This is a genomic window from Sporosarcina koreensis (genome assembly GCF_042655825.1).
Taxonomy (GTDB): Bacteria; Bacillota; Bacilli; order Bacillales_A; family Planococcaceae; genus Sporosarcina; species Sporosarcina koreensis.
The window spans coordinates 457,262-482,744 of record NZ_JBHSNP010000002.1 but is presented as its reverse complement, the minus strand read 5'-3'; the positions used below and the strand labels follow the sequence as shown (position 1 = coordinate 482,744).

Sequence of the window (25,483 nt, the reverse complement as noted above, 5' to 3'; positions counted from 1 at the left end):
CTAGGTATCCATATAAGAGTTCATTACTGGGAAGCAACTAACATCCCCTCAATTTTCCCCCTCACAAATTCCGGCATATGCTCTTCCGGAATGGCCGCGATTTCCTTGAATGAAACCCCATTCTTCAACAAGGAATCTACAAGTACCCATCCGACGTAGTACGCTTCCCGTTCAAGTCCCGCCTCACCATGGCCAAAAGTGAATTTTATCACTGCCTCTGATGAGGAATCATTGACGTGCGGGAGGATGCCTTGCAAGATTTCAACCTCCTTTACGCTCGCCGCTTTCAGCCAACCTTCCTTATGCTCAGCGTAGTCCTCATTCGCATGGCCTGGCACGAGTGCCTGACTGACCCGCATTGCCAATCCTTCTTGTAGGATCGTTGTGGCGATGGATCGTTCCCACGCCATTGCTAGATTCGCAGTCTTCGCATGGACGATATGCGTCATTTCATGTGCCAAAACAATGTCCGATGTACCCGTTTCCACAGGTAGGCATAGCGCCAACCTGCCATCACCAATTGGAGCGACGAATGGATTTTCATCAAAAGCACCTACAAAATAAATGACAGAAATTGAAACAGCGTCTTCATAGCCTAAAGTGGCCTTCACCTTCTGAAGCACCTCTTCGATCCGCTGTTCATCCAGTTTCCATGACTTTAATACCGGAATGACTTCCCCATATTGCTTCCATGACCCCTCGACCATCTCGCGTGCCATTTGCCGTCCTTCATCCCCCGGAGGAACTGCAGCGAAATTGTAGTGCTCCTCCCATAATGCAAAAATGGAATCCATCGTGCCGTCCGATGCCTCCGCCTTCTCATAAAAGGATAAAAACTTTGGCACCATGTTCACTACTTCAATGTCATTCATTACCCCATCCCCCTTTTCATCAGTTCATCATGATACTGTTTCGTGATTTAGAGAGCAAAGGCCTTCTTTCCCCCATGCGCTTTTCTATTGTTCATGCACAATTTCCGGTTTAACGACTTTTGTTTTATCCAACTCTGGATGGGCTTTGCGAACGACGGATGGCCTTGCCATAATGAATACGACGATGATAAGGACTGCACTAGACGCAATGAGGATCCACTGGGCAGGCAAGACGTCGTACAAGAATCCGAACAGTACCATACCGAGCGGCATTAGTGCCATTGCCATCGTTTCCAAAATGGAGAATACGCGGCCTTTGTAATCGTCGTCTATCATTTTTTGCATCATCACTTGGATCGGAGTGTTGATAAATATCATCAGGATGCCAAAGCTGAACATTAGGACAGCGTAAAAAGCGAACATCCCGTTATACTGGAAAGTTACGAGCAAAGGCAAAGCCACCGCTCCCATCACGAACCCCATCGATACAATCCCCCATTTACCAATCAATAAAGGATATTTAAATTCCTTTCTCACAGACATATAGATCGACATGAGTAACATTCCTACGGCGAAGGCACCTTCCGTAATACCGAAGTGTGTAGACTCCATTTTCATCTTCTCAATGAGGATGAAGGAATACCCAACTTGGAATGCCCCAAACAGGAAGTTAATGACGAGCGAAATCCAAATGATCGTCATGATGAGCGACTGCAGTCGTAAATAGGAGAGTCCTGCTTTCATACTTTGAAGCATCGATTCTTTCGGTTCCCCTTCCACAACTTCCTTACGTTTCGCAAACAATGTAAAGTTCATCGTTGATTCCAATAAGACCGCAGTAGAGGATGCAATCATGTAGATGATTAGGAATACTGGCATTGTCACAGTGCCATACAGCAATCCACCCGCTGCAGGGCTCGCGATTGCGGCGAATGAAATCGACATCTGGTTCATCGACATTGCCTTCTGGATACGTTTTTCATCGACAAGTCCAGTAATCGAGGACGTAAATGTGACGCCGGAAAAAGTCGATGTGATGGATAAAATAACCGTTGTCGTATAAATCGCAATGAGCGACAAGCCTGAAACAAGGCTTACGGTTAACAGGCCGCCAATCGCAAGCGTAGTTGCAATCTGCGCTGTTATGACAATCGTCTTCCTCGAATATTTATCCGCAACATAACCAGCGAACGGGGCCATAAGTGTTCTTGGCAAAATGCTGCAAATCAGGTTTGTCGCAAAGCTTGTTGCAGAACCCGTCAATTGTAAGATGTAAAAACTAATTGCAAACGAATATACTTGCGCACCGAACGACGAGATTAGCTTACTTATGGTGAACGTCCACAGATGATAAGTGGCTCGTTTCAACTTTATCGCTTCACTCAAAATAGTCACTCCATTCAATAAGTTTAATTTGGTTAAACAAATAATATCACGCTCCCACTTCCATTGCAAGAAGAAGTTTAATATAATTAAACAAGATGCACAGAATTAGTGTATGACGGTTGTTCTCGATTTGAAACGGGGACAATTGATTTATTGAACATAATTGGAGGTGTTCCTGCTGAATACATTGGGCGAACGGATCAGGACGCTGCGAAAACAGCGGAAGATGACATTGGAAGCATTGGCGGGAGACCAGCTGACAAAAGGAATGCTTAGCTTAATCGAGAACAATAAAGCGAATCCATCGATGGAGAGTTTATCGTATATTGCGGAGCGGCTTGGTGTGGAAACATCCGAGCTATTGGAAGAGACGAACCGGCAGGAATTGCAGGAAGTGTTGAAAACTGCAGAGCAACTTTTAACTGTGGATTTTGAAGTACTGACAGATGAACATGAACAGGTCTTAGCATTACTTGGGCCGTACGTTGAGAAATTGACGGCAAGTTATGAAGCTGCCAGGATATATGATATTTACGGTCGTTCCCTTTACTACGAGAAAAAAGATGGTTGGAGGACATACTTAGAAAAGGCTGCGGACATTTACGACCAAATGAATATTACTCGTCGCCTTGCAACTGTCGGGATTTTCCTTGCGATGGTAGAGTTCAATGAGCATGACTACAAGAATTCCCTTTCAATTTTATTGGAAAACCGGTCCGAAATCGAAGCGCGAAACGGATTTTTTGATCCCCTCACCCGTCTTGATTTTGATTACTATGAAGCGATCCTTCACTATGCGGTCGGAAATGCGGAGGACGCGATTCGTATCATGAATGAAGGAATTGAATTTTCCAAGGAAAAGAAAGTATTTTATCACATCGATCACTTATACCGTTTGGCGACTTTTCACGCCATGATGAATGAAGACGTTGAGTCCATGGAATATTATGAGCGCAAGCTTTTGCTCTATGGAGAGTTTGCGGATGACGAAGAAGTTGTTTTTTTTACTAAGTATGGGAAAATCCATTATTTAACGACCTATCAACATGCGTACTCGGAGGCGTCGGATCTTCTCGATGAGTATCTATCCGATTACGATGCCAACAATTCGGACACATCATATATCCTCATGGAGAAAGGCAAGGTGTCGTATGGTTTAGGGAAATACGAAGAGGCATTATCCTGGTTCGGACAAGTGACGATTGCAGATTACATCCACCATCCATTCGATTTATCCATCTTCTACGAAAAAGATGCGTATGCGGCGCTTTGCCACTTGGCTTTAGGGAATAAAACCGAAGCGCTCCGTTCAATCGACATTGCGGTTAGCAATATTTCCGATATGCCACGAACGCCGTATAAGGATTTTATTATGGAGACGTATGAATTGATTCACAAAGAATAAAAAATGCCGGGGAAGCGATATGCATCCCCGGCATTTTTTCATCAAGCACCTTCAATCGACTGATGCTCCAATGAATCATTGTAAATTTCCTTATCTAATTCGCCGCTTACCCGAGCAGTCGTCACGCCCGCAGTCATAGAACCGCTTACGTTCAACGCTGTACGTCCCATATCAATCAGCGGTTCAACCGAAATCAATAGACCTGCTAACGCGACCGGTAGATTTAAAGCGGATAAAACGAGAATCGCCGCGAATGTAGCTCCGCCACCGACTCCGGCAACTCCAAACGAACTGATCGCTACAATCGCAATTAATGTGATCAAGAATGTCGGCTCCAATGGATTTTGACCGACAGTTGGTGCTATCATGACAGCGAGCATCGCCGGATACACACCTGCACAGCCATTCTGTCCGATCGACAATCCGAATGAGCCGGCAAAGTTCGCAATTCCATCAGGAACTCCGAGACGATCGGTTTGTGTTTTGATGTTAAGTGGTAAAGTACCCGCACTCGATCTTGAAGAGAATGCAAACAGCAAAGCTTCCGCCGTCTTCTTCACATACGTAATTGGATTCAATCCGGAAATCGTAATGATAATCAAATGGATCAGGAACATGACGAGCAATGCAACATACGAAGCAAGGACGAATTTCCCTAAGCTATAGATCGCCGCAAAATCCGATGTGGCAACCGTCCTTGCGATGATCGCCAAAATTCCATATGGCGTCAAGCGCAATACGATCCGCACAACACCCATGATCAATGAATAAAGGGCATCAATCCCCTTCTTCACCAAATTCGCGTTCTCTTCATCCCGTCTCGTCAATGCAAGATAAGCAAAACCGAGGAATGCAGCAAAGATGACAACACCGATCGTCGATGTCGGACGTGCTCCTGTGAAATCCAGAAACGGGTTCGCAGGCAATAGATCCAAAATCTGGTCCGGCAATGCCTTGCCAGCCATTTCAGCGGAACGTTCCTCGATGGAGACGCCACGTGCCGTTTCCGCCTCGCCATGAACAATTTCAGATGCGTCCAGGCCGAACAGCAACGACGCCGAAATACCGATGACTGCAGCAATGGCAGTCGTACCGACAAGAATCCCTAAAATCATCCCTGCCATTTTTCCAAAGTTCTTGCCGATCGTCACTTTCGTGAATGCCCCAAGAATCGAGATGAACACGAGAGGGACGACGATCATCTGTAGAAGTTTGACGTAGCCAGTCCCTACGATATTAAACCAGCTGACCGATTTCGCCAGCACTTCTGAGTCGGCACCGTAAGCGATATTCAGGATGAAACCCAATAGGATTCCAAGGCCAAGACCTGTGAAAACCCTTTTAGAAAACGAAACCTTTTTCCGATGCATAGTATATAGAAGTCCTATTAAAAGTAACAACGCTACTATATTTACAAGCAGTAAAAATGTATCCACTTCTGTTCCCCCTTCAGGAATAAATAAAAACTATAAAAAGACTATATACCCTTAAACCATATCAGTCAAGTAGGATTAATTTATTTTTATTCCACATGAATGGTACACGTGGATGATATTCCCTTCTTTTTCGGTAGGTTTTCGGTATACTAATAGTAAGCAGTCACATAAGGAGGGCATTTATGGCCAGTTTGATAACGATTACGGTAACTTCCATTTTCATATTGAACATCTTCCTTGCGATTGCGCTGATTTTCCTCGAAAGAAGAGACCCCACCGCAACATGGGCATGGCTTCTTGTCCTATTCTTCGTACCTTTATTCGGCTTTATCATCTATTTATTATTCGGAAGGAAGTTACGGAAGAAGCACTTGTTCAGATGGGAAGGGAAAAATCGGATCGGCATTGAAACGTTGATTGATTACCAAATTGAATCGATCGAGAAAGGGACATTCGATTTCAGGCTGGATGACACAGCGCATTACCAAGACATGATTTACCTCCATCTTCGCAATAACCATGCTGTTTTGACGCAAGATAATGATGTTCAGGTTTTTAATGACGGCGTCGCAAAATTCGATGCCTTGCTGAATGATCTTGAAAACGCCAAAGACCATATCCATTTTCAATATTATATTTTACGGTTGGATTCATTGGGCACCCGCATTCTTGACGTCCTCATCAAAAAAGCGAAGCAAGGCGTGAAAGTGCGCGTCCTGTTTGACGACATCGGTTCTCGGGGACTCCGCATTAAACATTTGAAGGAATTGATCGATAGCGGAGGTGAAGTGGCGGCATTCTTCCCAGCCATCCTTCCTTTGATCAACCCCCGCCTCAACTACCGGAATCACCGGAAAATCGTCGTCATCGACGGTCGTATCGGGTATGTCGGAGGCTTCAACGTAGGAGACGAATATTTAGGGCTGGACAAACGGTTCGGCTATTGGCGCGACACGCACCTCCGTATAGAAGGGAGCGCACTTCATCCGCTCCAAACAAGGTTCATCCTCGACTGGAACCAAGCGACCGAGATGGAAGACATCGAATACGCGGAGCGCTATTTCCCGGCGATTCCGCGGAAAGGGTCGGTCGGGCTGCAAATCGTATCGAGCGGCCCGGACGCCGAGTGGGAACAGATCAAGGACGGCTATTTAAAGATGATTTTCCTCGCAAAGGAGTACATTTATATCCAGACGCCGTACTTCATCCCGGATGTCAGTTTCCTTGATGCCTTACGTATCGCATGTCTATCAGGGGTGGACGTTCGCATCATGATTCCGAATAAGCCTGACCATATGTTTGTGTACTGGGCGACGTATTCCAATGTCGGAAAGCTGTTAAGGGCCGGCGCGAAAGTGTATATTTATGAAAATGGCTTCATCCATTCGAAGCAGATTGTCGTCGATGACGAATTGTCGACAGTCGGTACGGCGAACATCGATGTGCGGAGCTTCAAGCTGAATTTCGAAATCAATGCATTTATTTATGATCGCGAGAAGTCCCACGAGCTTGCCGAACTGTTCGAACAGGATATGCAATTGTCGACGGAGCTGACGTACGACATGTATTTGAAACGGACACGATGGATCAAAATCAAAGAATCGGTTTCAAGATTACTGTCGCCGATCCTATAATCGAAAAACCTCCTGCATCCTTTTTACCGGACGCAGGAGGTTTTATCATTGTAAACCAAGATATTCTTCTAACGTGGTGTTACGCTCAAAGACTTCTTTGGCAATCTCTTTTCCGACATAGCGGAAATGCCATGATTCATGCATGTAGCCGGTAATATGTTCCTTGCCTTTCGGGTACCGGAGGATGAAACCGTAACGGTGTGCGTTTGCCGCTACCCATTTACCCGCTTCCGTTTCCCCGAATTTGGAAGAAGCCCAATATTTTTCGAAGTTCACTTCCCCAATATCGAACGCGAGGCCAGTTTGGTGCTCGGAATAGCCGGGGCGCGCGCTATAGCGGTCCGCAGCTTCCACGCCGTCCTTTTTGACGTACCGGTCGTACAACGAAACTTGGTATTCATACGAGCGGTACGTACTGAATGGGGTCAGATTGAAGCCTGAAAGCATTGCCTCGGCCGCCATCTCATCGAATGCCGCCCTCGCTTCTTTGCTTTCGCCCGGAGCGTAAGTGCTTGGCAAAGGATGTTTCTTATTCGCGATGAGGATGCCGTTAATGATTGTCGGTTTATCCGGCAGCTTCTGACCTTCGATATAACCGCTTTTGTTCGGAGTCGCCGGCGGTTTCGGCGTCACTTTCGGCTTCTCTTCTACTTTTGGTGCAGGCTTTGCAGGAGTGGCGTTTTTCTCAGGCTCCTTCGTTTCCGGTTTTTTGACTTCTGCCGGCGGCTCTTCTTCAACAGCTGGTTCCTCTTCGACAGCCGGCGTTTCCTCTTCCGGCGCTTCAGGTTCTTCCTCTACCGTTCCCTGCTCTTCCATGTCATCCGCTTCCTGCTCTTCCATAGGCGGCGCTGCCGTTTCACCGATGCCTACTTGCCTTAATGTTTTATTTACATCCCAATCATTCATGCCGATCCAGACAACGATCGCTGTCATGAGTAAACTCGTCAAAAGCAGTGTAATTGTCAATGTCTTGTTGGATTTCTTGCCGCTTTTATATTTTCGTTTACGGTTCATCTTTTGTTGGCCTTCCTTCTACTCTAGGTATCTCTCATTTTTAAATATGAATAAATCGCCCATATGACGATGTTCTTTCAAGTCCGTGTATGCTATCATTTATTTCACATGTGTTAAATGAATGATTGCGAGGATCACTTATGAATAATCAACGTTGGCTTTCGATAAGCTTCTTAACTTTCTTCTTTACGTGGGGCGTCTTTCTCCCCTACTGGACAGGCTGGCTGACGATTGAAAAAGGGTTGTCCGTGAAGGACGCCAGTATCGTCATGGGCGCTGGAATGATCGCCCGGTCGTTTTCCACATTTCTTGTCTTCCCATATTTGACGGCAAGAACATCGTATATCCGTGTCATGAAATGGATGACGGTGCTGTCGCTGCTTCTGGCAGTCCTTTACATTCCCCAGTCCCCGTTCATCGCATTGTTCATCATTACGGTGCTGTTCAGTTCAGTATATCCGATCATTTTGCCCGCTGTTGAAAGCGGTGCATCCGTCCTCATGCAAAAAGAGCATGTCCATTACGGCAAGAGCCGCTCGTTCGGTTCGATCGGTTATACGATTGCACTATTGCTTGTCGGTGCTGCGACAGCCATCTGGAATGAACAGGCCATCCTTTATATGATGATTGCCGGCCTCGCGGTTGCTGTCATTTTTTATTCCCAGCCTGCACCAGCCGTGTTGCAAAGCATTCCGGACAGGAAGGATCCGCGCAACCGGAAAACCGGATTGAAGAAGTTGTTTGCGACAAAAGGCTTTCCGATCATCATGGTGCTTGCCGTCCTTTTGCAAGGCGCCCATGCATCATACTACAACTACGGATTCCTGTTCCTCGATGATTTGGATGTGAACGGATTTTATATCGGCATCATTTTAAACATCGCTGTCCTATTCGAAATCCTCTTTTTCACAAAAGCAGATCGGTTACTTTCCGACATGCGGATATCGACGATGTTCCTCATTGCTGCAATCGGGTCGACGATACGATGGGTGCTCGTCTTCCTATTTCCAACCGCGGTTGTTTTTATCACGACGCAAGTTTTGCATGCCGCTTCGTTCGGAATCGCCCATTACGCGTTCATCCAATACATTTCGAAAAAGCTCCCAGATTCGCAGATTGCCGCGGCCCAAGGGTTTTATGCCGCATTCGCAATGAGCTTAAGCACCGCCATCCTGACGTTTCCAGCAGGATACCTATATGAAATCTCGCCTGGAACCGCATTTTTAGGAATGACGATCTGCTCCATCCCTGCAATCTTCATCGTACTTGCTACACGCAAACGGTTAGCTTATTGATTGTTCCATGTTCTCCGTCCCCGGAGAACATTTTTTATTTAAAAATGATAAGCGCTAATACAATGACGAATGAAACCGCAAAAAGGATCGATAAATAGCGCATCCATCTGGATTCCCTGTCATACCCTTGCTCCTTGAACGATTTAGCCCTCGAAGCGTTCGTCAACGTGAAGAGCGCCATCATCGTCAGGATTGCAAAGTCCAGTTGACCTCTGATGACGAAAAACAATGTCACGGCCCCTAACAAAACAATCCCGATGACGCCTGCTTTCTTTTGAGTCACGTTAATTCCCTCCAAAAAAGGCCGGAGATTGCTCTCCAGCCTCCCATATGCCTTTGTTCAATCTTTCTTTGTTTCTTTCCCTGTTTCTTTCTTTGTCTCCGGAAGCGGTTGTTGCACTTCCTTATAGTAAAACTTCCGACCCAAATATGTTTGGAAAATGAGCAATAGACCACCGACTGCCCAATAGAGCGGAAGCGCCGCCATCACCGTGAATGAAATGAACATGATCATAATTGGCGACATATAGATGAACAGCTTCATCTGCTGCTTTTGCTGTTCAGGCATTGTCCACAATGAGACGCGTGCTTGTACGAAATAAACCGCACCCGCAACAAGCATCATGATCTTGTCCGGCTCGCCTAAGTTGAACCAAAGGAATTGATGCTCTTTCACTTCCGGCGGAGCGTAAAGGATTGCAAAATAGAGGCCCATGATGATCGGCATCTGGATGATCAACGGCAGGCAGCCCATGTTCAGCGGATTGACGCCATGCTTGGAGTACAAGCCCATCATTTCCTGTTGAAGCTTCATCTGCTCTTCCTTGTCTTCCTTTTCTTTCGCTTGTTTGATGCGTTTTTGGATGTCTTCCATTTCCGGACGTAGGGCGTCCATTTTGACTTTCATTTCTTGCTGCGACTTGTAGTTTTTCAACATAAGCGGCATGAGGACCAAACGGATGGCAACGGTAATGACGATGATCGCCAATCCATAGCTTCCATTGAATGTCTCACCAAGATAATGAAGAAGCCATTCCATCGGCTTGACGAAAATATTATAGAACGTCCCTTCTTTGTTCTGGACTCCGGAACAACCACTGAGGAAAACGGCTGTGGTTATCAATATCGATAATAAACCAATTTTCTTTTTCAATAAATTCACCTTCACTATTTCAAACTACTGAAAAGTATACATCAATTCACGGTGCAATTACAATTAATGTTCGTCGTTTACGAGTATTTATCGAAAAATGGACATAAAAAAACGCCTCCATATTGGAAGCGAATTGATTATTGATTTTGAGGAGCTTGGCTCGTGTCAACTTTCTTGCTGTAGAGGCCGTCCTCTTTTGATTCCTTGGATTTGTCTTCAACTTCTTGGTTGTAGTAATGTACGCTTGTTTGCGCGCCTTCACTCACCATTTTATTGTCCTGCAAATCGTATGGATCCGAATGACCGGCTTTCGTATCATCGGAACGGTTCAATTTTTGCGATTGTATAAATGAATCGACCTTTGTTTTCATATTATTCACTGCAACCATCGCCTTGTCACGGTTTTCCTTTTTGCTGAAATATGCGTATGCACCTGCAGCCAACGTGGCAAGAAGCAATCCATTTCCGCGTTTACGTGCCATAACTATCATTCCTCCATTAATTTAAGAAATCGTATTATACGTAGTATACCCTTATCCCGATTTTGAAAACTTCCACTTGTCATTCTCAGTTTCGGCAAGCAGGGGAACTTTCCTAGTATCAGCATCTCATATCATTGGAGTCATTTCAAATAATTCAGTTGATTACCTATGAATCCGACAAACTTTTTAGATAATTTACTTTTTTATATTTCATTATGATTACAAGCATAGTTTCTTGTTCCTTTTTTTGTTATGATAACAAAAAGGATTGCGGAGGTGACTGCGACATGATTAGACCGATGACTGCCGATGATATTGGCTATATTCAACACATTGCCCACATCACGTGGAATGATACATATGCGGGGATCATTCCTGAAAACATTCAGACAGCATTTATCAATCGCTCCTATTCCAATGCAATGATGGTGAAACGGATGGAAAAGACGCATGTGCTTGTCGCCGAATGTGAACAAGGAACCCCGATCGGCTTCCTCAATTTCACGAGGGAAGACGAAGATGGCGACTCGGAATTGACTGACATGTATATTCTGCCGTCCCATCAGCATTCAGGCTATGGCAAAAAACTTTTCGACTTTACGATCGGCATGCTCGGCAACGCCAAACAACTTTACGTTTACGTGGATAGCCGGAATACAGCCGGACGGGCATTTTACGAAAAACAAGGATTTGAATTACTGGAGGTATTCGAAGAATATTTCGAAGGATACCCTGTTGAAACAGTTCAGTATGTCTACTATATTCATAAACCGGTGTTAGCCTATTAAGGCAAAAGACGCTTCCCCAATGACGGGGAAGCGTCTCTTTAATTTTACAATGGTCTCATTCCATCGCTGTCATACGATTGATCCGAAAATTGAAGTTCATCCTGTAACGGCGGCTTTTTTGTGAAGCAAAGAATCGCTGCGACGTATAGCAGGATGGAAGGCAACGAAAGGATCCCGCCCAACACTCCTGCAATGATGAACATGATTCCTGCAAGTTTGGCATTCTTGTTTCTCCAGATGTTGACGATACCGATAATATTCAATACGACGCTTATGATCATTGCGAAAATGATGAACCAGACAAAGCCTCCGAGAAGATTAAAAAACGTGAATACGGCGTCTACGTCAGCTGGTGTCAACGATGGGTCAGCCATCAATTCCATTTCAATTTCCCGCATAAATGCCGGGTCATTTTTCGCGACATTTAAAATAGCCATTCCAATGAAACCTAAAATAACCCCAACTGCAGTCATAATGACCGCAATGATGGATAATACCTTTTCCGCTGTGCGATTCAAGTGAAGCACCCTTTCCTTTTACATTTTTTCTATCATAACAAGTATACGAGAGATTAAACAATAAGTTTCGTTTTCACTCCATTTTTTCACAAGGTAAGTTTTGGGTTCATCAATTACGGGTACTATCATCCTAATGAAGAAAACATCATGAAGCGAAAGGAGAGCATGAAATATGAGGAACAAGGTCATGTTCAACTCAACGGATATGTTTTATACCGTCGCAGGCGCAACTGTACTTACAAGCATCGTCTATTTCGTCACAATGGCATGGGGACTTTAATTCATTTTATGTATAAATAAAAGGCAATCCTTTATTCGTTGAAGGATTGCCTTTTTTGTGCTCGCAACGCTACGCTTGTGCTCGCAAAAGCCGTTCTCCGTGACGGCTTTCGCTTTTGTTTTACGCTTTAATATCGTCGTATTCTTTATAGCGTTCAAACGCAGTGACTACATAGGAGCATACCGCTTCCATCTTGTATCCTTTTTCACGGGCATACTCCGCAGCACGGTCAAGCAGTTGCTTCGCTACGCCTCCGCCGCGCAGTTCTTGTGACACATATGTGTGATCCATGACCATGACATCCGCGAGAAGCGTCCATGTGATTTCGGCTAGCATCTTTCCGTCCTTTTCGTGACGAAACGCGAATGCGTCACCGCCAAGCTCGACAAATTCAAATTCCATTGTGTCTCACTCCTTTTCCAATATTCTATCATATTGTGCAGGGTTATCACTTGAACCAAGACTTGATCGAGTCAAAAAGATCCGCAAAGAACTGTTTCACTTTATCCCAAAAACCGGGATCGATTTCGCCGAACTTCTCTTTGATCGTCGTTGCCATGTCCGACAATTGCTCGGACAATTTCCCGAAATCGATGTCCAAGTTACGGATCCGGTCCATGAGGTCGATCAGCAATTGCCGGTCATCCTCGCTCAGTTCGATATTCAGTTTCTTCAATTGGTCATTGACGATTTTCTCGACTTCTTCCTTTGTCGCAGGCTTGTTATCGGCGATCTCCTTCTTGATTTCCGTCAGAAGCTCCGCAACCTTGTCCTGATCGATGCCCGAATCCTTCGCAAACTTCGTTGCTAGATTCAACTCGTCATTGGCGACATCCGTCCGCTCGGTGTCGAGCGTTTCTCCGGACACTTCATACGCCTTATAAATCCCTACCAGTGCGGAATGGCCCGTCACCGGCTTCGGCGCTGCCACTTCAACGACTGCGTCTACAATTCCAGCAGTCATCATCGCTGTCGCATACATCTCGTTCGTCACTTGTGTAATATTGTCAGGCGTGACGATGTTGATGACGAGTCCTTTCCCTTCATCCTGCCTTGTAATTTTAGCGGATGAATACATTCTCGCTTGGCTGTTGCCGCCTTTAATATATTTCACAAGATCATTTCCGTCGACCGTAATCTCTTCGACTTCGGCATTCTCTTCGACTTTCAAGCTCTTTTTAACGCTTTCCTTTTCCGCATCTGTCAAGTTTGCTCCCATTACAACAATAGGCACACCTAATTTTTCATCAATAGTCGTATCGGCTTTCGCATTCGCCGGCAGCATTCCCCCGACGATTAGCAGCAATGCTCCTGCCACCATCAATATTCTCTTCATAAGTATTCCCCTCCTGTACTATGAAGTAGTACGACGTGCAATCAAAAAAGTTCCAGCTTCATTTCAAGGTCGTCCAACCTTCACTTTGCGAAACTTTCCCTTCCTTCATCAGTTTGCCAAGCGCGCGTTTGAACGCGGCCTTGCTCATGCCGAACATTTCGCTAATCTCATCAGGAGTCGACTTATCCGAAAACGGCATTTTACCGCCTACATCCGTCAAGTACCGATACACAGTTTCCGCATCATCGCCGAGGCGTTCTTCTTTTCTTGGAAGCAGTGAGCCATTCAGTGTACCGTCATCTCGCACGTCGATAATCCGAATGTCCACTTCCTCGCCAAGACGCGGCTCATGCTCGCGCTCCGTATTGTGGACGAAAATCCGGTAGTTTTCCGGAATGCTCAAAAAGAACGATCCTACCGGCAGCAAGCGATATGCCCGCGCCTTCAAATTTTGATTGAAAACCGTTTCCGGCGCTTCCGCAATCAATTCAAGCACTCTTTCCTCCGTCGCGAGTCGCCCGAAGATATTGCCGCCCAGATCGGTGCGCAATGTCATGAACAGCTCGTCGTCCGTCTTCGGCCACAGCGCTTTCACTCTTGGCAAGTCCGCTTTATTCACGAGCACTTCGAAGGACGAACCGATGTCAACGTAAGCACCTTCCTTATCGTCGAGCCGGATGACCCTCCCCCAGCCGAACGATTCGCACGTCATTCTCGGGATGTGGGCAGTCGCCGTCAATTCGCCGCGCCTGTTCACATACAGGAAGACTTCTACTTTATCTCCCTCTTCGATCGGAGCATCGAATTCCGATGCATTGATCATAATCCCCTGTTCCTGATCGCCGCCGTCCAAAATCCATCTGGATCCTTCTTGTCCAATTACGGATAGCTGGGCTATAAACCCCGGTTTGTATTCTGTCATTTTAAATCTACCTCTTCCATTTAGAAGCTTTGCCGTTCTTTCAATTTTTCCACGAATCCTTCATCCTCTTTCATCGCTTCCACGAGGTCCGTAATCCGGTCCATCGCATTCCAGCTCAAGTGGTGCTCGATCCCCTCAACATCCTGATAGATGTTCTTCTCTTCAACTCCAATGATCCGTAAAAACTGTTCAAGAAGTTCATGTCTCCTGACAAGTTTCTTTCCAAACACCAATCCTTTTTCTGTCAGTTCCAGTCCTCTATAGCGCTCATAGACGACATACCCTTCACGGTCAAGCCGCTGCGCCATTTTCGTGACCGAAGAAGGCAATACCGACAGCGCTTCAGCTACATCAGAGACGCGGGCCTCTCCCCTCGCCTCCAGCTGCAAATAAATCTGTTCAATATAATCTTCCATACTTGGTGTTGCCAACCGTTCCACCTCCAGTATGTACATTCCCTGCCCATTTGATGAAAAATCATGCATGAAAGGCAGTTTACAATTTCGAACTTACGGGTAAATTCACTATACCACTTCGAAGGAGTGAAAAAAATGGGTAAAATACTTTGGATCATTATCGTAGCACTAATCGCCTTCTGGCTGCTCGGATTTGTCATGAAGGTCGGAGGAGGACTTATCCACCTTTTATTAGTCATCGCAGGAATCATATTCGTCATCCAGTTATTGACCGGAAGGCGATCGGTTTAAAGAAAGGGTGCCATCAGTTGGCACCCTTTCTTATTTTATTTTTGCATAGATGCACGTATTCCGTAACTGTTTGCCATCCACTGAAAGCGAATCGCATTTCAACGTCCCTTCCAGCTCAAACCCTGCCCGTTCAGCGACGGAACGGCTTTTCACATTTTTCTCATCACATCTGATTTCTACCCTTCGTGCGTTCAGCTCTTCGAATGCAAAGCCCGCCAATCGCTCAACCGCCTCGGTCATAAGCCCTTGCCCCTCGAACTTCGTGTCGAGCCAATAACCGATTTCGAATTTCGGGATTGCCCAATCGATGCGGTGGAGTCCAGTCGATCCGACGAACTCACCCGTCTCTTTCGAAAACATATGGAGCCGCAAGTCTTTCCGTGTAATGAAATCTGCGATTGCCTGGCGCAGATTCTCTTCTGTCGCATGGAGCTCGGGTGCTTTCTGCGCAAATGGCATCCATTCCTTTAAGGCTGGCTGCGAATTCCGCATTGCATTCCATACGTCAAGAGCATCTTCCACTTCAGGCATCCGGATGATGAGACGCTCGGACTCGAATTCAGCCGGAACATTCGGAATGCGTTTTTTCGTTTTTTCTCCAAAACCCGCATCTTCCCACATGACAGGCGTCGTCGTTCCCGCCAAAAAGTCTTCTCGCGTCATTCCGTATGTGACGGCATCATAATAGGAATTCTCTTTCGGTGAAAACCAGGCTTTGCGCAAATGGGCTTCCTTCACAAACCCGGCGCGTTCGAATGTCTTCCGCATCGCCAAATTGTCTTGGCGGGTGTGTCCTTCCAATCGGATTTTCTCTTCCGGCATGCCGAACACGAATTCTGTAATGAGGCGGAGCGCTTTCGGTCCGTACCCGAATCCTCTGTAGCGGTCCGCAATCCGTAAATCGAAAAGCGGTATTTCATCCTGCAAATCATGGATTTTCACGATTCCGACGATGACATCTTCATCGTTTTGTACCCAGAACGTTTTCACTTCATCCGATTCATACCCGCCATCTTCAATTGTCTTCTCGATCAGCTCGCGTTCCGGATGTGCATTTCCATGAAACGGCCATGTATTCGTCGTTAAAAAATGGATGAGCTGTTCCTGTTCTTCCATCGTCCATTCCCGCAATTTCATTCCAATTCCCCCGTTCGGGCTGCGTACTTCACTTATGGATCCGCATCAATCTCAATGAATTCAGGACGACTAGCAATGTCGCACCCATATCCGCAAAGATTGCAATCCATAAGGTCAACCATCCTGGGATGATCAAAAGCAGCGCTACAATTTTCAAGCCTAATGCAAACATAATATTTTCTTTAATAATCTGCAACGTTTTTCGGCTTAATTTCATCGTATATGGCAATTGACGGAGATCATCCGCCATCAAGGCGATATCCGCCGTTTCAAGCGCGGCGTCCGTCCCTGCCCCGCCCATTGCGATTCCGATCGAAGAAGCGGCGAGCGCAGGTGCGTCATTGATGCCGTCGCCGACCATCGCAACTCTGCCGTATTGACCGATCAATCCTTTCACGGCTGTCAATTTGTCTTCCGGCATGAGCCCTGCTCGCACATCGGTCACGCCGGCAACTTTCGCAATTGATTCAGCCGTGCGCTCGTCATCCCCTGTGAGCATGACCGTATGGTGGATGCCCGCACCTTTCAACTGACGTAACACATGCGCACTTTCCGGCCGCAATGGATCCGTCACTGCAATCAATGCTTGGAATTTATGATCGAAGAGAACCGCCATGACAGATTTCCCTACCTGTTGCAATTCCTCCGCACGTTTTCTCATGTCCGCAGGCAATTCCGCGAGCTCGGACGCCCACTTCATGCTGCCGACATGGACGAGATTTCCATCCACTTCCCCGAAGGCCCCTTTCCCGGTGACCGACTGGAAGTTCCGGATGTCTGCCAATCCTGCGCCTTGATCCTCCGCATAGTCGACGATCGCACGTGCCAATGGATGCTGGGACATCGATTCAACTGCAGCGACCGCTTGCAGGATATTTCGCTTCTCTCCGTCCATTGATATGAAATCCGTCACTTCCGGATACCCTTTTGTCAACGTGCCCGTCTTATCGAAGGCGACTGCATGAATGCGGCCCATCTCCTCTAAATAGACGCCTCCTTTAATGAGAACGCCTTGGCGCGCTGCATTCCCGATTGCCGTCACGATGGCGACTGGCGTGGATACGACAAGTGCGCATGGACAGCCGACGACAAGCACCGCGAGCCCTTGGTAAACCCATGTATGCCAATCCCCTCCGAAAAGAGGCGGGACGATAGCGACTAAAATCGCTACGCCGATAATGATTGGCGTATAATATTTCGCGAATCGATCGACGAACTTTTGAGAAGGCGCCTTTTCCGCTTGAGCGTCCTCGACTAAATGGATGATTTTCGCGATTGTCGTATCCCCCACGAGCTTCGTCACGGTCACTTCGAGCGCGCCTTCTTCATTCAACGTCCCCGCAAACACTTCATCGTCGACTTGTTTCAGTACTGGAACAGACTCCCCCGTGATGGCTGCCTGATTGACAGTCGACCGCCCGCTGAGCACGACGCCGTCCATCGCGATTTTCTGCCCCGGCTTTACGAGAAGGATATCGCCGACCCGTATGTCTTCCGTCGGGAGCTCTAGGTCTTTGCCATTTCGGCGTACGATAGCGGAAGGCGGAGCGATGTCCATGAGCTGGCGGATCGATTGCCGCGCTTTGTTCATGGAATATGCTTCAAGTGCTTCACTCACCGCGAATAAAAAGACGACGACAGCCGCTTCCTGCCATTCACCGATAATCGCCGCTCCGATAATCGCAATTGTCATCAATGTCTTCATGTCGAAATCGAATCGTACGAGGTTCTTTATTCCTGTAATGAACATCCCTGTTCCGCCGACTAGGATGGCGGCTGCAAACAGGCCTGTCGCTACGGTCGGGTGCGGGATGTCCCGGTGAGTGAAAATCATTCCCGCAATGACGAAGAGGAGAGACAGGATGGTGACGATATTTTCCTTCCTACGGAAAAACGGGATTTTCGGATCAGGTTCCCTTTTCGTCAAAGGAACGACTTGAATGCCATCAAACGCACCTGCTGCCTGTAGCTCTTCGATTGTCGCGTCCCCTATGAAAGAGAGCTTCGAAGCGCCGAAATTGACGGTCGCTTCCGCTACGGAAGGGATGCTTCTTACATTGTTTTCGAATTTCATCGCGCAATTGGCACAAGACAAATTCTCGAGTCTATACTCCGTCTTAGTTGTCATCCGGCTCATCCTCCCTTTCCGCAGCGTGATCGTGCGCAATTTTTACAAGGTCAGAAACATGGTGATCCGCCAAGGAGTAATAAACCATTTTCCCTTTGCGCTCCGACTTTGCGAGGGCTTGCTCACGCAAGTAACGCAAATGATGGGAAGCCGTCGCGGTAGAAGCGCCGATGACCGCCGCCACATCGCAGACGCACATCTGCTCCTCCAATGTGAGCGAGTAGGCGATCTTCAACCTCGTTTCATCTGCAAGCGCCTTGAAGATTCGAACCATGCCGCCGACATCCGGCAACCCCTTCTGAACTTTCTCGACTACTTCCTCATGGACAACCGTCACTTCGCATATATCTTTCACTTTCATTTCGACACCTCATTCAAATGTTCATTTGATTATAATCCAGTATATGTTCAGCCTTTTCCCAATGCAAGTACAATCAAACAACTATTTGATTGTTTATTTCATTTCAAAATAAAGGGTTTTTGTCATCAGTATGGAATGGGATAATGATTCCTATAATGTTGCGTTGCGAAATGGATCGCGTCGCCAGTATTGATCATCAAGTGAAACGGGAGTGTGGAAGTATGCAAAAAGGAAAATGGAACGCCATTTCGGATGTGCCGGGTGTGAAGGTCGGCCATGTGACGTTGCTGGAGGAAGCAGGCCCGGAAAGAGCCTGTACAGGAGTAACGGCAATCTTGCCACACGGCGGAAATTGTTTTGAACAGAAAGTGCCGGCAGCGAGCTTCGTTTTGAATGGCTTCGGCAAATCGGCAGGACTCATTCAAGTGGAAGAACTCGGTGTCATCGAGTCTCCGATCATGCTTACGAATACATTCAGCGTCGGGGCGGTGCTCGAAGGGACGCTGCAACATATGCTTGGGGAGAATGCAGCAATCGGGGATTCCACGAGTTCATTGAACATTGTCGTCGGGGAATGCAACGACAGTTACCTGAATGCGATGCGGTCGATGAAAGTACGGCCGGAACATGCCATTGAAGCAATTCGCAAGGCGGATGGTGGTCCGATTGAACAAGGTGATATCGGTGCAGGAAAAGGGATGATCTGCTTTGGAAGGAAAGGCGGGATCGGGTCTTCTTCAAGGGTTGTCCCTCATGGGGAGAATTCATTCACAATTGGCGTTCTGACATTGACGAATTTCGGCAATGCGGAAGAATGCTTGATTGATGAATGGCTTGCGCGGAATGGACTGAAGATGAAGACGGCGAAGAACGACTTAAAGCCATCCAGCGAAATGAAAAGCGAAAAACCGGACGGATCCGTCATGATCATCGTCGCAACGGATGCGCCGGTCGATAGCCGACAATTGAAGCGACTTGCTAAGCGTGCCGCAATCGGCCTTGGGCGTACCGGTTCCCATATCCATAACGGCAGCGGCGACATCATCATCGCCTTCTCGAATGCTTTTACGATTCCGCATTCGGGTGAAGGAAGCGATACGGTGAGTTATACGTTGCTGCGCGATGATGCCAAGGTGATGAACGGGCTTTTCCAGGCGGTCATCGAGGCGACGGAGGAAGCGGTTTATCAATCATTGATGCATGCGGAGACGACGACTGGGAGACATGGGCGTACGGTCGAGAGATGGCCGCTTGTTGGGGAGTGAGCGCGGGAGTGGCGATTATGAGCGCGAAACGCGATTTATGAGCGCACGTGCGACGATTATGAGCGCGAAATGCGATTTATGAGCGCAGGAGCGGCAGTTATGAGCGCGGAATACGATTTATGAGCGCAGGAGCGGCGGTTATGAGCGCGGAATACGATTTATGAGCGCAGGAGCGGCGGTTATGAGCGCGGAATACGATTTATGAGCGCAGGAGCGGCGGTTATGAGCGCGGAGCAAGAGCCCGGCAATATAAAAAACGGCACGCATGAATTCACTGCTCATGCGTGCCGTTCTATATCTATATTTATTGTGCCGGATTTGCCTGCAGGTCGATTGAAATCTTGATGTCGTCGCCTACGAGCACGCCGCCTGCTTCAAGTGCCTGGTTCCATGTAAGACCGAACTCTTTACGGGAGATTTTCCCTTCGACTTCGAATGCAGCAACTTGAACGCCCCATGGGTTTGTTCCTGTGCCTTCGAATTCTGCTTCAAATGTAACTTTTTTCGTTACGTCCTTGATTGTCAAATCGCCTGTCACGTCGTACTCATCATCGCCTTTTTTCACGATGTCTGTGGAGACGAATGTCAGTTGAGGGAATTTTTCAGTATCGAAGAAATCGCCTGAACGAAGATGATTGTCGCGGTCCCCGCTATTTGTATTAATTGAGTTTGCATCGATTGTGAAATTGATTTTCGCATTTGTCAGGTCTTCTGGGTTCCCCTCGATCGTCCCTTCCACTCCTGCGAAGCTTCCTTTAACTTTTGAAACCATCATATGCTTTACTGAAAAACCAACACTTGTGTGTGACGCGTCCACTTTCCAAGTTGTCATTGTTCTATCCCCTTTCGTTTTTTACCATTTTTTTGTTTGATACCCTTTTCCTTATACCCTGTTTCCCGAAAGACATTCCCGCTTGGCGAAAATATCTTCATTCCAAGATATATTCATATGGTATACCTAATATGTCTTGAAGTCAAGATATAATGTTCAAAAATAAAAGTTCCGTATCCTCAATCTAAAAAAGAACGCCCTTTAGCAAGAGCGTTCCTTTTATCATTTCGCTTTTAATTTCAACGTATAACCATCTTTCACTTCCCCATCGAGGACGGTTTCGTGGTAGATGCCTTTCGCCCAATCTTCGGCTTGGTCGTGGAACCATCTCGATTTCATATGCCCGCTCTGACCGGGGCCGACGATGTGGTGCGCCGCTGACAAATCGGACAGATCCGCGACGAAACGCCATGATGCACCGTGATTTACGGTTCCATCGTCTTTGAATGCAGCCGCCTGCACAGTGACGTTTGAGCCGCCGATCGCCTGTTTTTCCGGGTTGAGGAAATAGGCGAAAATCGGAGACGCAGCCGCTAATGAATGCGGGAAGGCCAATTGGTGGAAATCTCCCCACTTCCATTTTGACAAATTATTCCCGAACTGCTCTTCAATTTCCGCAATGGACGTTTTGAATGAATCATAGACCCATTTGTCGACGCCACCATAGTTGGACACCCATACGCCCGGCTTGCCGCTGTAAGCATCCCTCAGCATTTGGTCGGTGATCTGCCCTTTGCCCGGCATGAGCTTATATACATCTTCAGGCATTTCATTACTGAACATCGTTTTCGGCAATTGCTTCATTAACTTATGGAAGACGAGCGGCGCACCCGCTTCCGGGGAGTCCACCTGGTCCCATTGTCCCAGCATACTGATAATCCCGGAATACTTTCCTTCGCTATCCGCAGCCTTCAATGAGCCGATCAAGTCCGGCAAAAACTCCCGGGCATATAAATTCGCCTGATCCATCTGCAAGTCCATCATTTCTTCCGCTGTGAAACTGTCGCCGGCCCGCAGCACTTCGGCAATTCGCATATAACGATAGGGCTGTGCCCAGAATTTCGTAATATGATAAGGGTACGAATCATCGACGACTTCATTGTTCGCAGTTGCGATGAAACCTTCGGACGGGTTAACGACTTTCGGAAGTTCGTCATAAGGCACATATCCGCTCCAGCCGTATTCGGATGTATCACCTGGCACCGGCAGCTGGGCGTCCCCTTGTTTGCGGATCGGAATCCTTCCGTTCGCTTTATAGGCGATTGTCCCGTCCACTGCAGCAAACACGAAGTTCTGCGCCGGCGCATGGAAATCCTCCAATGCGGCTTCGAACGTCTCCCAATCCCCCGCTTTGTTCATTCTCATGATTGCTTCGAGTTCTTTCGTCGGTTCCAAAGCCGTCCATTGCATGGAGAACAACGCGCCTGGATCCTGGGATTTATAAAGAATCTCCGACATGATCGGCCCGTGCCTCGTAACAATCACTTCGAATGGAACATCTTCCTCCCCTTTTACCGAAATCGTTTCGTCACGCACTTCAGCCTGTTCCCACTTCCCGTCATAGCGGAATTGGGTCGGGTCGTTCGGATTCGGGATTTCGATATACAAATCCTGCACATCCGGCCCGACATTCGTGACACCCCATGCGATTCTTTCATTATGGCCAAGGATGATGCCTGGAACGCCTGCAAAAATAACTCCCCCGACATTTTGCTCAGGCGATTGCAAATGCATTTGATACCAAATTGAAGGCGTATTCAATCCTAGATGAGGATCATCCGCGAGAAGCGGCTTTCCGGACGCAGTCTTCTCTCCGGAAACAACCCAGTTATTGCTGCCGTTGAACTCATGCGGCACTAGATCCGGATTGAATCGGCCCGCCACTTCAACCGGCGTCTTCAAATTCGCTTCGATGATTGAAGGGGCATTGTCCGGATAGCTGACGAATAATTCCCGTGCCTGCTCCTCAGGGAAATTGTTCAGCGCCCAATGCCTGACAGCTAGGCTGTCCCAGTTGCCCCCTAAGTCGTAGGCCATATACTTGCCGATTGTGAGCGAATCAATCGGCGTCCACGCCTCAGGTTCATAGCCAAGGAGCTTGAATTCATAAGGTAGTTTCCCGTCGTTTTTCGCCTGCTCCATGAAAGCATTGACGCCTTCCGCGAACCAGTCGAGCACCTTCTTAGCCTCTTCGCCATATCCGTCATAGGAAGCTTCCGCCGCATTGCGCAAGCTGAACGTCCGGAATGTCTTATCCGTATCGACAGCAGCGGCACCGACCACTTCAGCCAGCCGGCCGCTCGCCTGCCTCCTAGCCAGATCCATTTGAAATAAACGATCCTGTGCCTGCACAAAGCCTTGGGCACGATACAAGTCGGCATCGCTACTGGCGGTAATATGCGGCACGCCGTTCACATCCCACATGATTTCCACGTCGGCATCCAAGAAGTCCACGCTTACCTCCCCTTCGATAAGCGGCTTCGATTTACCTATGTACACATTGATGGCAATCAGCCCGACAACGAGTATTGCAAGCAATCCGCCAAAGACGGATGCCAATACCTTTGTCCACTTCCCCATTTTCCTTTTTCTCACAGTGCATCCCCCCTGCTATTCAATTCTATGAATGGCCATTCATCCCCTCTATTTTCAAATGGAATTTTTCAACATCCGAAAACCCGGTTATATTTTCTTGTCAAAATCCCGGATAGCCAGCATACTTATAAAAGTGAAGCCTTCTTTTTGATTCAGCAAAAAGGAAGGATTTCATCGCATTAGAATTGAAGGGACTGGATGTTGATGTCGAAGCATCAGTGGTTAGAAGATTTACGTGGAATTATTACAGAAGGCATACTACGGATAGATGAACCATTAAACAAATATACGATGACAAAACTTGGCGGAGCTGCAGATCTACTCGTCATTCCGGGAACAATCGAGGAAACGGAAGCGACGGTACGGTATGCATATGAAAATGGGATTCCGCTTTTATTATTAGGAAATGGGTCGAATATGGTTGTCAGGGATGGCGGAGTGCGTGGCATCGTCCTCCATCTGTCGAAGCTGGATACGATTACAGTGGACGGTACAAAGGTTCATGCAGAAGCAGGAGCGCTCATCATCGATGTTTCAAGGAAGGCAGCTGCAGAATCGTTGACCGGCCTTGAATTTGCGTGCGGCATCCCCGGCTCCATCGGAGGTGCAATGGCGATGAATGCAGGCGCATACGGCGGGGAAATCAAAGATATTATCGTGCAATGCACCGTACTGACGAAATCGGGCGAACGCCTTGTTTTATCGAAGGACGAACTGGAGCTTGGCTATCGGAAGAGCATCATTGCGTCTGAAGGGTATTACGTCTTGTCCGCTGATTTCGAGTTGGCTGAGGGTGACCAGGAAGCGATTGATGCGAAAGTGGCGGATTTGACGTTCCAGCGGGAATCCAAGCAGCCGCTCGAATACCCTTCTGCGGGAAGTGTATTCAAACGGCCGCCGGGCTATTTCGCAGGGAAATTGATCCAAGATTGCGGGTTGCAAGGGAAAGGCCATGGCGGCGCGGAAGTGTCGACGAAGCACGCCGGTTTCATTGTGAATAAAAACGGAGCGACTGCGTCCGATTATATCGAAACGATCAATATGGTGAAGGCTGAAGTGAAAAAGAAATTCGACGTCGACTTGGAATTGGAAGTAAAAATAGTTGGTGAAGAATAATTTTATTTGATTACAAACAAAAAGCGGATGACCCTCAACCGGCCATCCGCTTCTATTTAAGTTCAGTTTTTACTGGTCTATTTTGCAGACGAATTGAGTCGCTTCGGTGACTTTGTCATCCGTTATCTGCACTTGACACATTTTATTATTGTTCATGAATTTAAAGATCCCGTTGTTGAAATCCGTTCCGATCTCCTTAAAGAAGATGCCTTCGAAACGCGCCTCTTTCGAAAGGGTGAAGCTGATCCGGAAGCCGTCCCCTTCTTCGACTAAATAAGCACGCACGCCTTTTTCAAACATGCCTTCGATTTCGTCCTTGATGGCACGGTCGACAGAAACGACGTGAAAATCAACAAAAGTGATTTCCCGCAACAACACGTTCATGAACGAACCTTTTGTGATCTCTTCCCATCTGCTTTGAGCAGTTTGACCGATGATGATCTGCGTAATATTATGTTTGTGAGCTACCTCTTTGATCACCTTTGCAACCGGCCGTTTTTCATTATCCATGACGATGAAATCTTCAACATCGAGCTCTTCAGCAAGCTCTTTCCATCTTTGTACATACTCGGATTTTTCGGCGTCAAATTCATCGAATGGCAATGGGTCAATCGTTAATATATATAGTGGACAATCGATGATGGATGCCATTTTATGTCCACGTCTAATGAGACGTTCGCCATTTGGACCGTAATAGACACAAACAAGTATGCTCTCGTCCATACGACCTTTTACTTTGCCCATGACCGTAGTCACCTCTTAGCGTTATTTTCGTTCAGCTGTAACACCATTTCATCTACAATTGAAAACCACAATATTAT

Annotated in this window: 25 protein-coding genes; 7 read left to right on the top strand and 18 right to left on the bottom strand. The window is 47.2% G+C overall.

The annotated features are described in order from the left end of the window. Window positions 1–23: 23 nt before the first annotated feature. Window positions 24–872: a DUF2268 domain-containing putative Zn-dependent protease gene (locus ACFPTP_RS02540; RefSeq protein WP_381441864.1), complete on the bottom strand. Its 849-nt coding sequence runs from the start codon at window positions 870–872 to the stop codon at window positions 24–26. 84 nt (window positions 873–956) lie between these two features. Further along, the gene (locus ACFPTP_RS02535; RefSeq protein ID WP_381441863.1) at window positions 957–2,258 is read right to left on the bottom strand and encodes an MFS transporter; all 1,302 of its coding nucleotides are present in this window, start codon (window positions 2,256–2,258) and stop codon (window positions 957–959) included. Between the two features lie 187 nt (window positions 2,259–2,445). Between ACFPTP_RS02535 and ACFPTP_RS02530 the strand changes: the two genes are divergently transcribed. Beyond that, on the top strand, window positions 2,446–3,663 hold the full coding sequence (locus ACFPTP_RS02530; RefSeq protein WP_381441861.1) for a helix-turn-helix domain-containing protein: 1,218 nt from the start codon (window positions 2,446–2,448) through the stop codon (window positions 3,661–3,663). 41 nt (window positions 3,664–3,704) lie between these two features. Here the strand turns inward: ACFPTP_RS02530 and ACFPTP_RS02525 are convergent, their stop codons facing one another. Continuing rightward, on the bottom strand, window positions 3,705–5,033 hold the full coding sequence (locus ACFPTP_RS02525; protein ID WP_381441934.1) for an L-cystine transporter: 1,329 nt from the start codon (window positions 5,031–5,033) through the stop codon (window positions 3,705–3,707). A 248-nt stretch (window positions 5,034–5,281) separates the two neighbouring features. On the opposite strand from ACFPTP_RS02525, the gene cls reads away from it, so the two are divergent. Then, on the top strand, window positions 5,282–6,733 hold the full coding sequence (gene cls, locus ACFPTP_RS02520) for a cardiolipin synthase (RefSeq protein WP_381441860.1): 1,452 nt from the start codon (window positions 5,282–5,284) through the stop codon (window positions 6,731–6,733). A gap of 45 nt (window positions 6,734–6,778) precedes the next feature. Here cls and ACFPTP_RS02515 read toward each other — a convergent pair whose 3' ends face one another. Beyond that, on the bottom strand, window positions 6,779–7,747 hold the full coding sequence (locus ACFPTP_RS02515) for a M15 family metallopeptidase (RefSeq protein WP_381441858.1): 969 nt from the start codon (window positions 7,745–7,747) through the stop codon (window positions 6,779–6,781). Window positions 7,748–7,887: 140 nt separating this feature from the next. Between ACFPTP_RS02515 and ACFPTP_RS02510 the strand changes: the two genes are divergently transcribed. Continuing rightward, window positions 7,888–9,042 carry an MFS transporter gene (locus ACFPTP_RS02510; RefSeq protein WP_381441857.1) on the top strand — a complete coding sequence of 385 codons (1,155 nt, stop codon included), beginning with the start codon at window positions 7,888–7,890 and terminating at the stop codon, window positions 9,040–9,042. A 34-nt stretch (window positions 9,043–9,076) separates the two neighbouring features. Here the strand turns inward: ACFPTP_RS02510 and ACFPTP_RS02505 are convergent, their stop codons facing one another. From ACFPTP_RS02505 to ACFPTP_RS02495, 3 genes are all read right to left on the bottom strand, one after another. Beyond that, a complete protein-coding gene (locus ACFPTP_RS02505; RefSeq protein WP_381441856.1) occupies window positions 9,077–9,325 on the bottom strand; it encodes a hypothetical protein in 249 nt (82 codons plus the stop codon). Between the two features lie 57 nt (window positions 9,326–9,382). Further along, window positions 9,383–10,195, bottom strand: coding sequence for a membrane protein insertase YidC (yidC, locus tag ACFPTP_RS02500; protein ID WP_381441854.1), 813 nt, complete (start codon window positions 10,193–10,195; stop codon window positions 9,383–9,385). A gap of 137 nt (window positions 10,196–10,332) precedes the next feature. Next, a complete protein-coding gene (locus ACFPTP_RS02495) occupies window positions 10,333–10,677 on the bottom strand; it encodes a hypothetical protein (RefSeq protein ID WP_381441853.1) in 345 nt (114 codons plus the stop codon). Between the two features lie 287 nt (window positions 10,678–10,964). Between ACFPTP_RS02495 and ACFPTP_RS02490 the strand changes: the two genes are divergently transcribed. Then, a complete protein-coding gene (locus tag ACFPTP_RS02490; protein ID WP_381441851.1) occupies window positions 10,965–11,465 on the top strand; it encodes a GNAT family N-acetyltransferase in 501 nt (166 codons plus the stop codon). Window positions 11,466–11,509: 44 nt separating this feature from the next. On the opposite strand, the gene ACFPTP_RS02485 is transcribed toward ACFPTP_RS02490, so the two are convergent. The 5 genes from ACFPTP_RS02485 to mntR all read right to left on the bottom strand — a co-directional run bounded on the left by ACFPTP_RS02485 (window position 11,510) and on the right by mntR (window position 14,952). Next, complete coding sequence (locus ACFPTP_RS02485) at window positions 11,510–11,983, bottom strand: DUF4064 domain-containing protein (RefSeq protein ID WP_381441850.1); 474 nt, start codon at window positions 11,981–11,983, stop codon at window positions 11,510–11,512. 400 nt (window positions 11,984–12,383) lie between these two features. After that, window positions 12,384–12,665 (bottom strand): GNAT family N-acetyltransferase, encoded by a 282-nt coding sequence (locus ACFPTP_RS02480; RefSeq protein ID WP_381441848.1) that lies wholly within the window; start codon window positions 12,663–12,665, stop codon window positions 12,384–12,386. Between the two features lie 46 nt (window positions 12,666–12,711). Beyond that, complete coding sequence (locus tag ACFPTP_RS02475; protein ID WP_381441846.1) at window positions 12,712–13,599, bottom strand: DUF1002 domain-containing protein; 888 nt, start codon at window positions 13,597–13,599, stop codon at window positions 12,712–12,714. Window positions 13,600–13,657: 58 nt separating this feature from the next. Then, the gene (locus ACFPTP_RS02470; RefSeq protein ID WP_381441845.1) at window positions 13,658–14,521 is read right to left on the bottom strand and encodes a CvfB family protein; all 864 of its coding nucleotides are present in this window, start codon (window positions 14,519–14,521) and stop codon (window positions 13,658–13,660) included. Between the two features lie 20 nt (window positions 14,522–14,541). Further along, window positions 14,542–14,952 (bottom strand): transcriptional regulator MntR, encoded by a 411-nt coding sequence (gene mntR / locus ACFPTP_RS02465; protein ID WP_381441843.1) that lies wholly within the window; start codon window positions 14,950–14,952, stop codon window positions 14,542–14,544. A gap of 120 nt (window positions 14,953–15,072) precedes the next feature. Between mntR and ACFPTP_RS02460 the strand changes: the two genes are divergently transcribed. Next, window positions 15,073–15,228, top strand: a complete 156-nt coding sequence (locus ACFPTP_RS02460; RefSeq protein WP_153009923.1) for a lmo0937 family membrane protein — start codon at window positions 15,073–15,075, stop codon at window positions 15,226–15,228. A gap of 30 nt (window positions 15,229–15,258) precedes the next feature. Here ACFPTP_RS02460 and ACFPTP_RS02455 read toward each other — a convergent pair whose 3' ends face one another. Genes ACFPTP_RS02455 through ACFPTP_RS02445 form a run of 3 tightly spaced genes read right to left on the bottom strand, consistent with a single transcriptional unit; the run spans window position 15,259 to window position 18,854 of the window. Continuing rightward, window positions 15,259–16,365, bottom strand: coding sequence for a GNAT family N-acetyltransferase (locus tag ACFPTP_RS02455; RefSeq protein ID WP_381441841.1), 1,107 nt, complete (start codon window positions 16,363–16,365; stop codon window positions 15,259–15,261). A gap of 28 nt (window positions 16,366–16,393) precedes the next feature. After that, on the bottom strand, window positions 16,394–18,502 hold the full coding sequence (locus ACFPTP_RS02450) for a heavy metal translocating P-type ATPase (protein WP_381441840.1): 2,109 nt from the start codon (window positions 18,500–18,502) through the stop codon (window positions 16,394–16,396). Then, the gene (locus tag ACFPTP_RS02445) at window positions 18,483–18,854 is read right to left on the bottom strand and encodes an ArsR/SmtB family transcription factor (protein WP_381441839.1); all 372 of its coding nucleotides are present in this window, start codon (window positions 18,852–18,854) and stop codon (window positions 18,483–18,485) included. The genes ACFPTP_RS02450 and ACFPTP_RS02445 overlap by 20 nt, the downstream gene beginning before the upstream one ends. A 221-nt stretch (window positions 18,855–19,075) precedes the next feature. Here ACFPTP_RS02445 and ACFPTP_RS02440 point away from each other — a divergent pair, with 221 nt between their 5' ends. Further along, window positions 19,076–20,119, top strand: coding sequence for a DmpA family aminopeptidase (locus ACFPTP_RS02440; protein WP_381441838.1), 1,044 nt, complete (start codon window positions 19,076–19,078; stop codon window positions 20,117–20,119). A gap of 304 nt (window positions 20,120–20,423) precedes the next feature. Here the strand turns inward: ACFPTP_RS02440 and ACFPTP_RS02435 are convergent, their stop codons facing one another. Together ACFPTP_RS02435 and ACFPTP_RS02430 are read right to left on the bottom strand one after the other, a co-directional pair. After that, a complete protein-coding gene (locus ACFPTP_RS02435) occupies window positions 20,424–20,951 on the bottom strand; it encodes a YceI family protein (protein ID WP_381441836.1) in 528 nt (175 codons plus the stop codon). 222 nt (window positions 20,952–21,173) lie between these two features. Further along, on the bottom strand, window positions 21,174–23,531 hold the full coding sequence (locus ACFPTP_RS02430) for a penicillin acylase family protein (protein ID WP_381441933.1): 2,358 nt from the start codon (window positions 23,529–23,531) through the stop codon (window positions 21,174–21,176). Window positions 23,532–23,750: 219 nt separating this feature from the next. Between ACFPTP_RS02430 and murB the strand changes: the two genes are divergently transcribed. After that, window positions 23,751–24,662: a UDP-N-acetylmuramate dehydrogenase gene (gene murB, locus ACFPTP_RS02425; RefSeq protein ID WP_381441835.1), complete on the top strand. Its 912-nt coding sequence runs from the start codon at window positions 23,751–23,753 to the stop codon at window positions 24,660–24,662. A 69-nt stretch (window positions 24,663–24,731) separates the two neighbouring features. Here the strand turns inward: murB and ACFPTP_RS02420 are convergent, their stop codons facing one another. Then, complete coding sequence (locus ACFPTP_RS02420; RefSeq protein WP_381441833.1) at window positions 24,732–25,406, bottom strand: histidine kinase; 675 nt, start codon at window positions 25,404–25,406, stop codon at window positions 24,732–24,734. Between the last annotated feature and the right edge of the window lie 77 nt (window positions 25,407–25,483).

Coding starts and splice junctions, on each gene's coding strand:
- ACFPTP_RS02540 (WP_381441864.1), bottom strand. CDS start 872: ATGAATGACATTGAAGTAGTGAACATGGTGCCAAAGTTTTTATCCTTT.
- ACFPTP_RS02495 (WP_381441853.1), bottom strand. CDS start 10,677: ATGGCACGTAAACGCGGAAATGGATTGCTTCTTGCCACGTTGGCTGCA.
- ACFPTP_RS02480 (WP_381441848.1), bottom strand. CDS start 12,665: ATGGAATTTGAATTTGTCGAGCTTGGCGGTGACGCATTCGCGTTTCGT.
- ACFPTP_RS02450 (WP_381441840.1), bottom strand. CDS start 18,502: ATGAGCCGGATGACAACTAAGACGGAGTATAGACTCGAGAATTTGTCT.
- ACFPTP_RS02515 (WP_381441858.1), bottom strand. CDS start 7,747: ATGAACCGTAAACGAAAATATAAAAGCGGCAAGAAATCCAACAAGACA.
- ACFPTP_RS02460 (WP_153009923.1), top strand. CDS start 15,073: ATGGGTAAAATACTTTGGATCATTATCGTAGCACTAATCGCCTTCTGG.
- ACFPTP_RS02445 (WP_381441839.1), bottom strand. CDS start 18,854: ATGAAAGTGAAAGATATATGCGAAGTGACGGTTGTCCATGAGGAAGTA.
- murB (WP_381441835.1), top strand. CDS start 23,751: ATGTCGAAGCATCAGTGGTTAGAAGATTTACGTGGAATTATTACAGAA.
- ACFPTP_RS02455 (WP_381441841.1), bottom strand. CDS start 16,365: ATGAAATTGCGGGAATGGACGATGGAAGAACAGGAACAGCTCATCCAT.
- ACFPTP_RS02525 (WP_381441934.1), bottom strand. CDS start 5,033: ATGCATCGGAAAAAGGTTTCGTTTTCTAAAAGGGTTTTCACAGGTCTT.
- ACFPTP_RS02435 (WP_381441836.1), bottom strand. CDS start 20,951: ATGACAACTTGGAAAGTGGACGCGTCACACACAAGTGTTGGTTTTTCA.
- ACFPTP_RS02475 (WP_381441846.1), bottom strand. CDS start 13,599: ATGAAGAGAATATTGATGGTGGCAGGAGCATTGCTGCTAATCGTCGGG.
- cls (WP_381441860.1), top strand. CDS start 5,282: ATGGCCAGTTTGATAACGATTACGGTAACTTCCATTTTCATATTGAAC.
- ACFPTP_RS02430 (WP_381441933.1), bottom strand. CDS start 23,531: ATGGGGAAGTGGACAAAGGTATTGGCATCCGTCTTTGGCGGATTGCTT.
- ACFPTP_RS02420 (WP_381441833.1), bottom strand. CDS start 25,406: ATGGGCAAAGTAAAAGGTCGTATGGACGAGAGCATACTTGTTTGTGTC.
- ACFPTP_RS02490 (WP_381441851.1), top strand. CDS start 10,965: ATGATTAGACCGATGACTGCCGATGATATTGGCTATATTCAACACATT.
- ACFPTP_RS02440 (WP_381441838.1), top strand. CDS start 19,076: ATGCAAAAAGGAAAATGGAACGCCATTTCGGATGTGCCGGGTGTGAAG.
- ACFPTP_RS02510 (WP_381441857.1), top strand. CDS start 7,888: ATGAATAATCAACGTTGGCTTTCGATAAGCTTCTTAACTTTCTTCTTT.
- ACFPTP_RS02470 (WP_381441845.1), bottom strand. CDS start 14,521: ATGACAGAATACAAACCGGGGTTTATAGCCCAGCTATCCGTAATTGGA.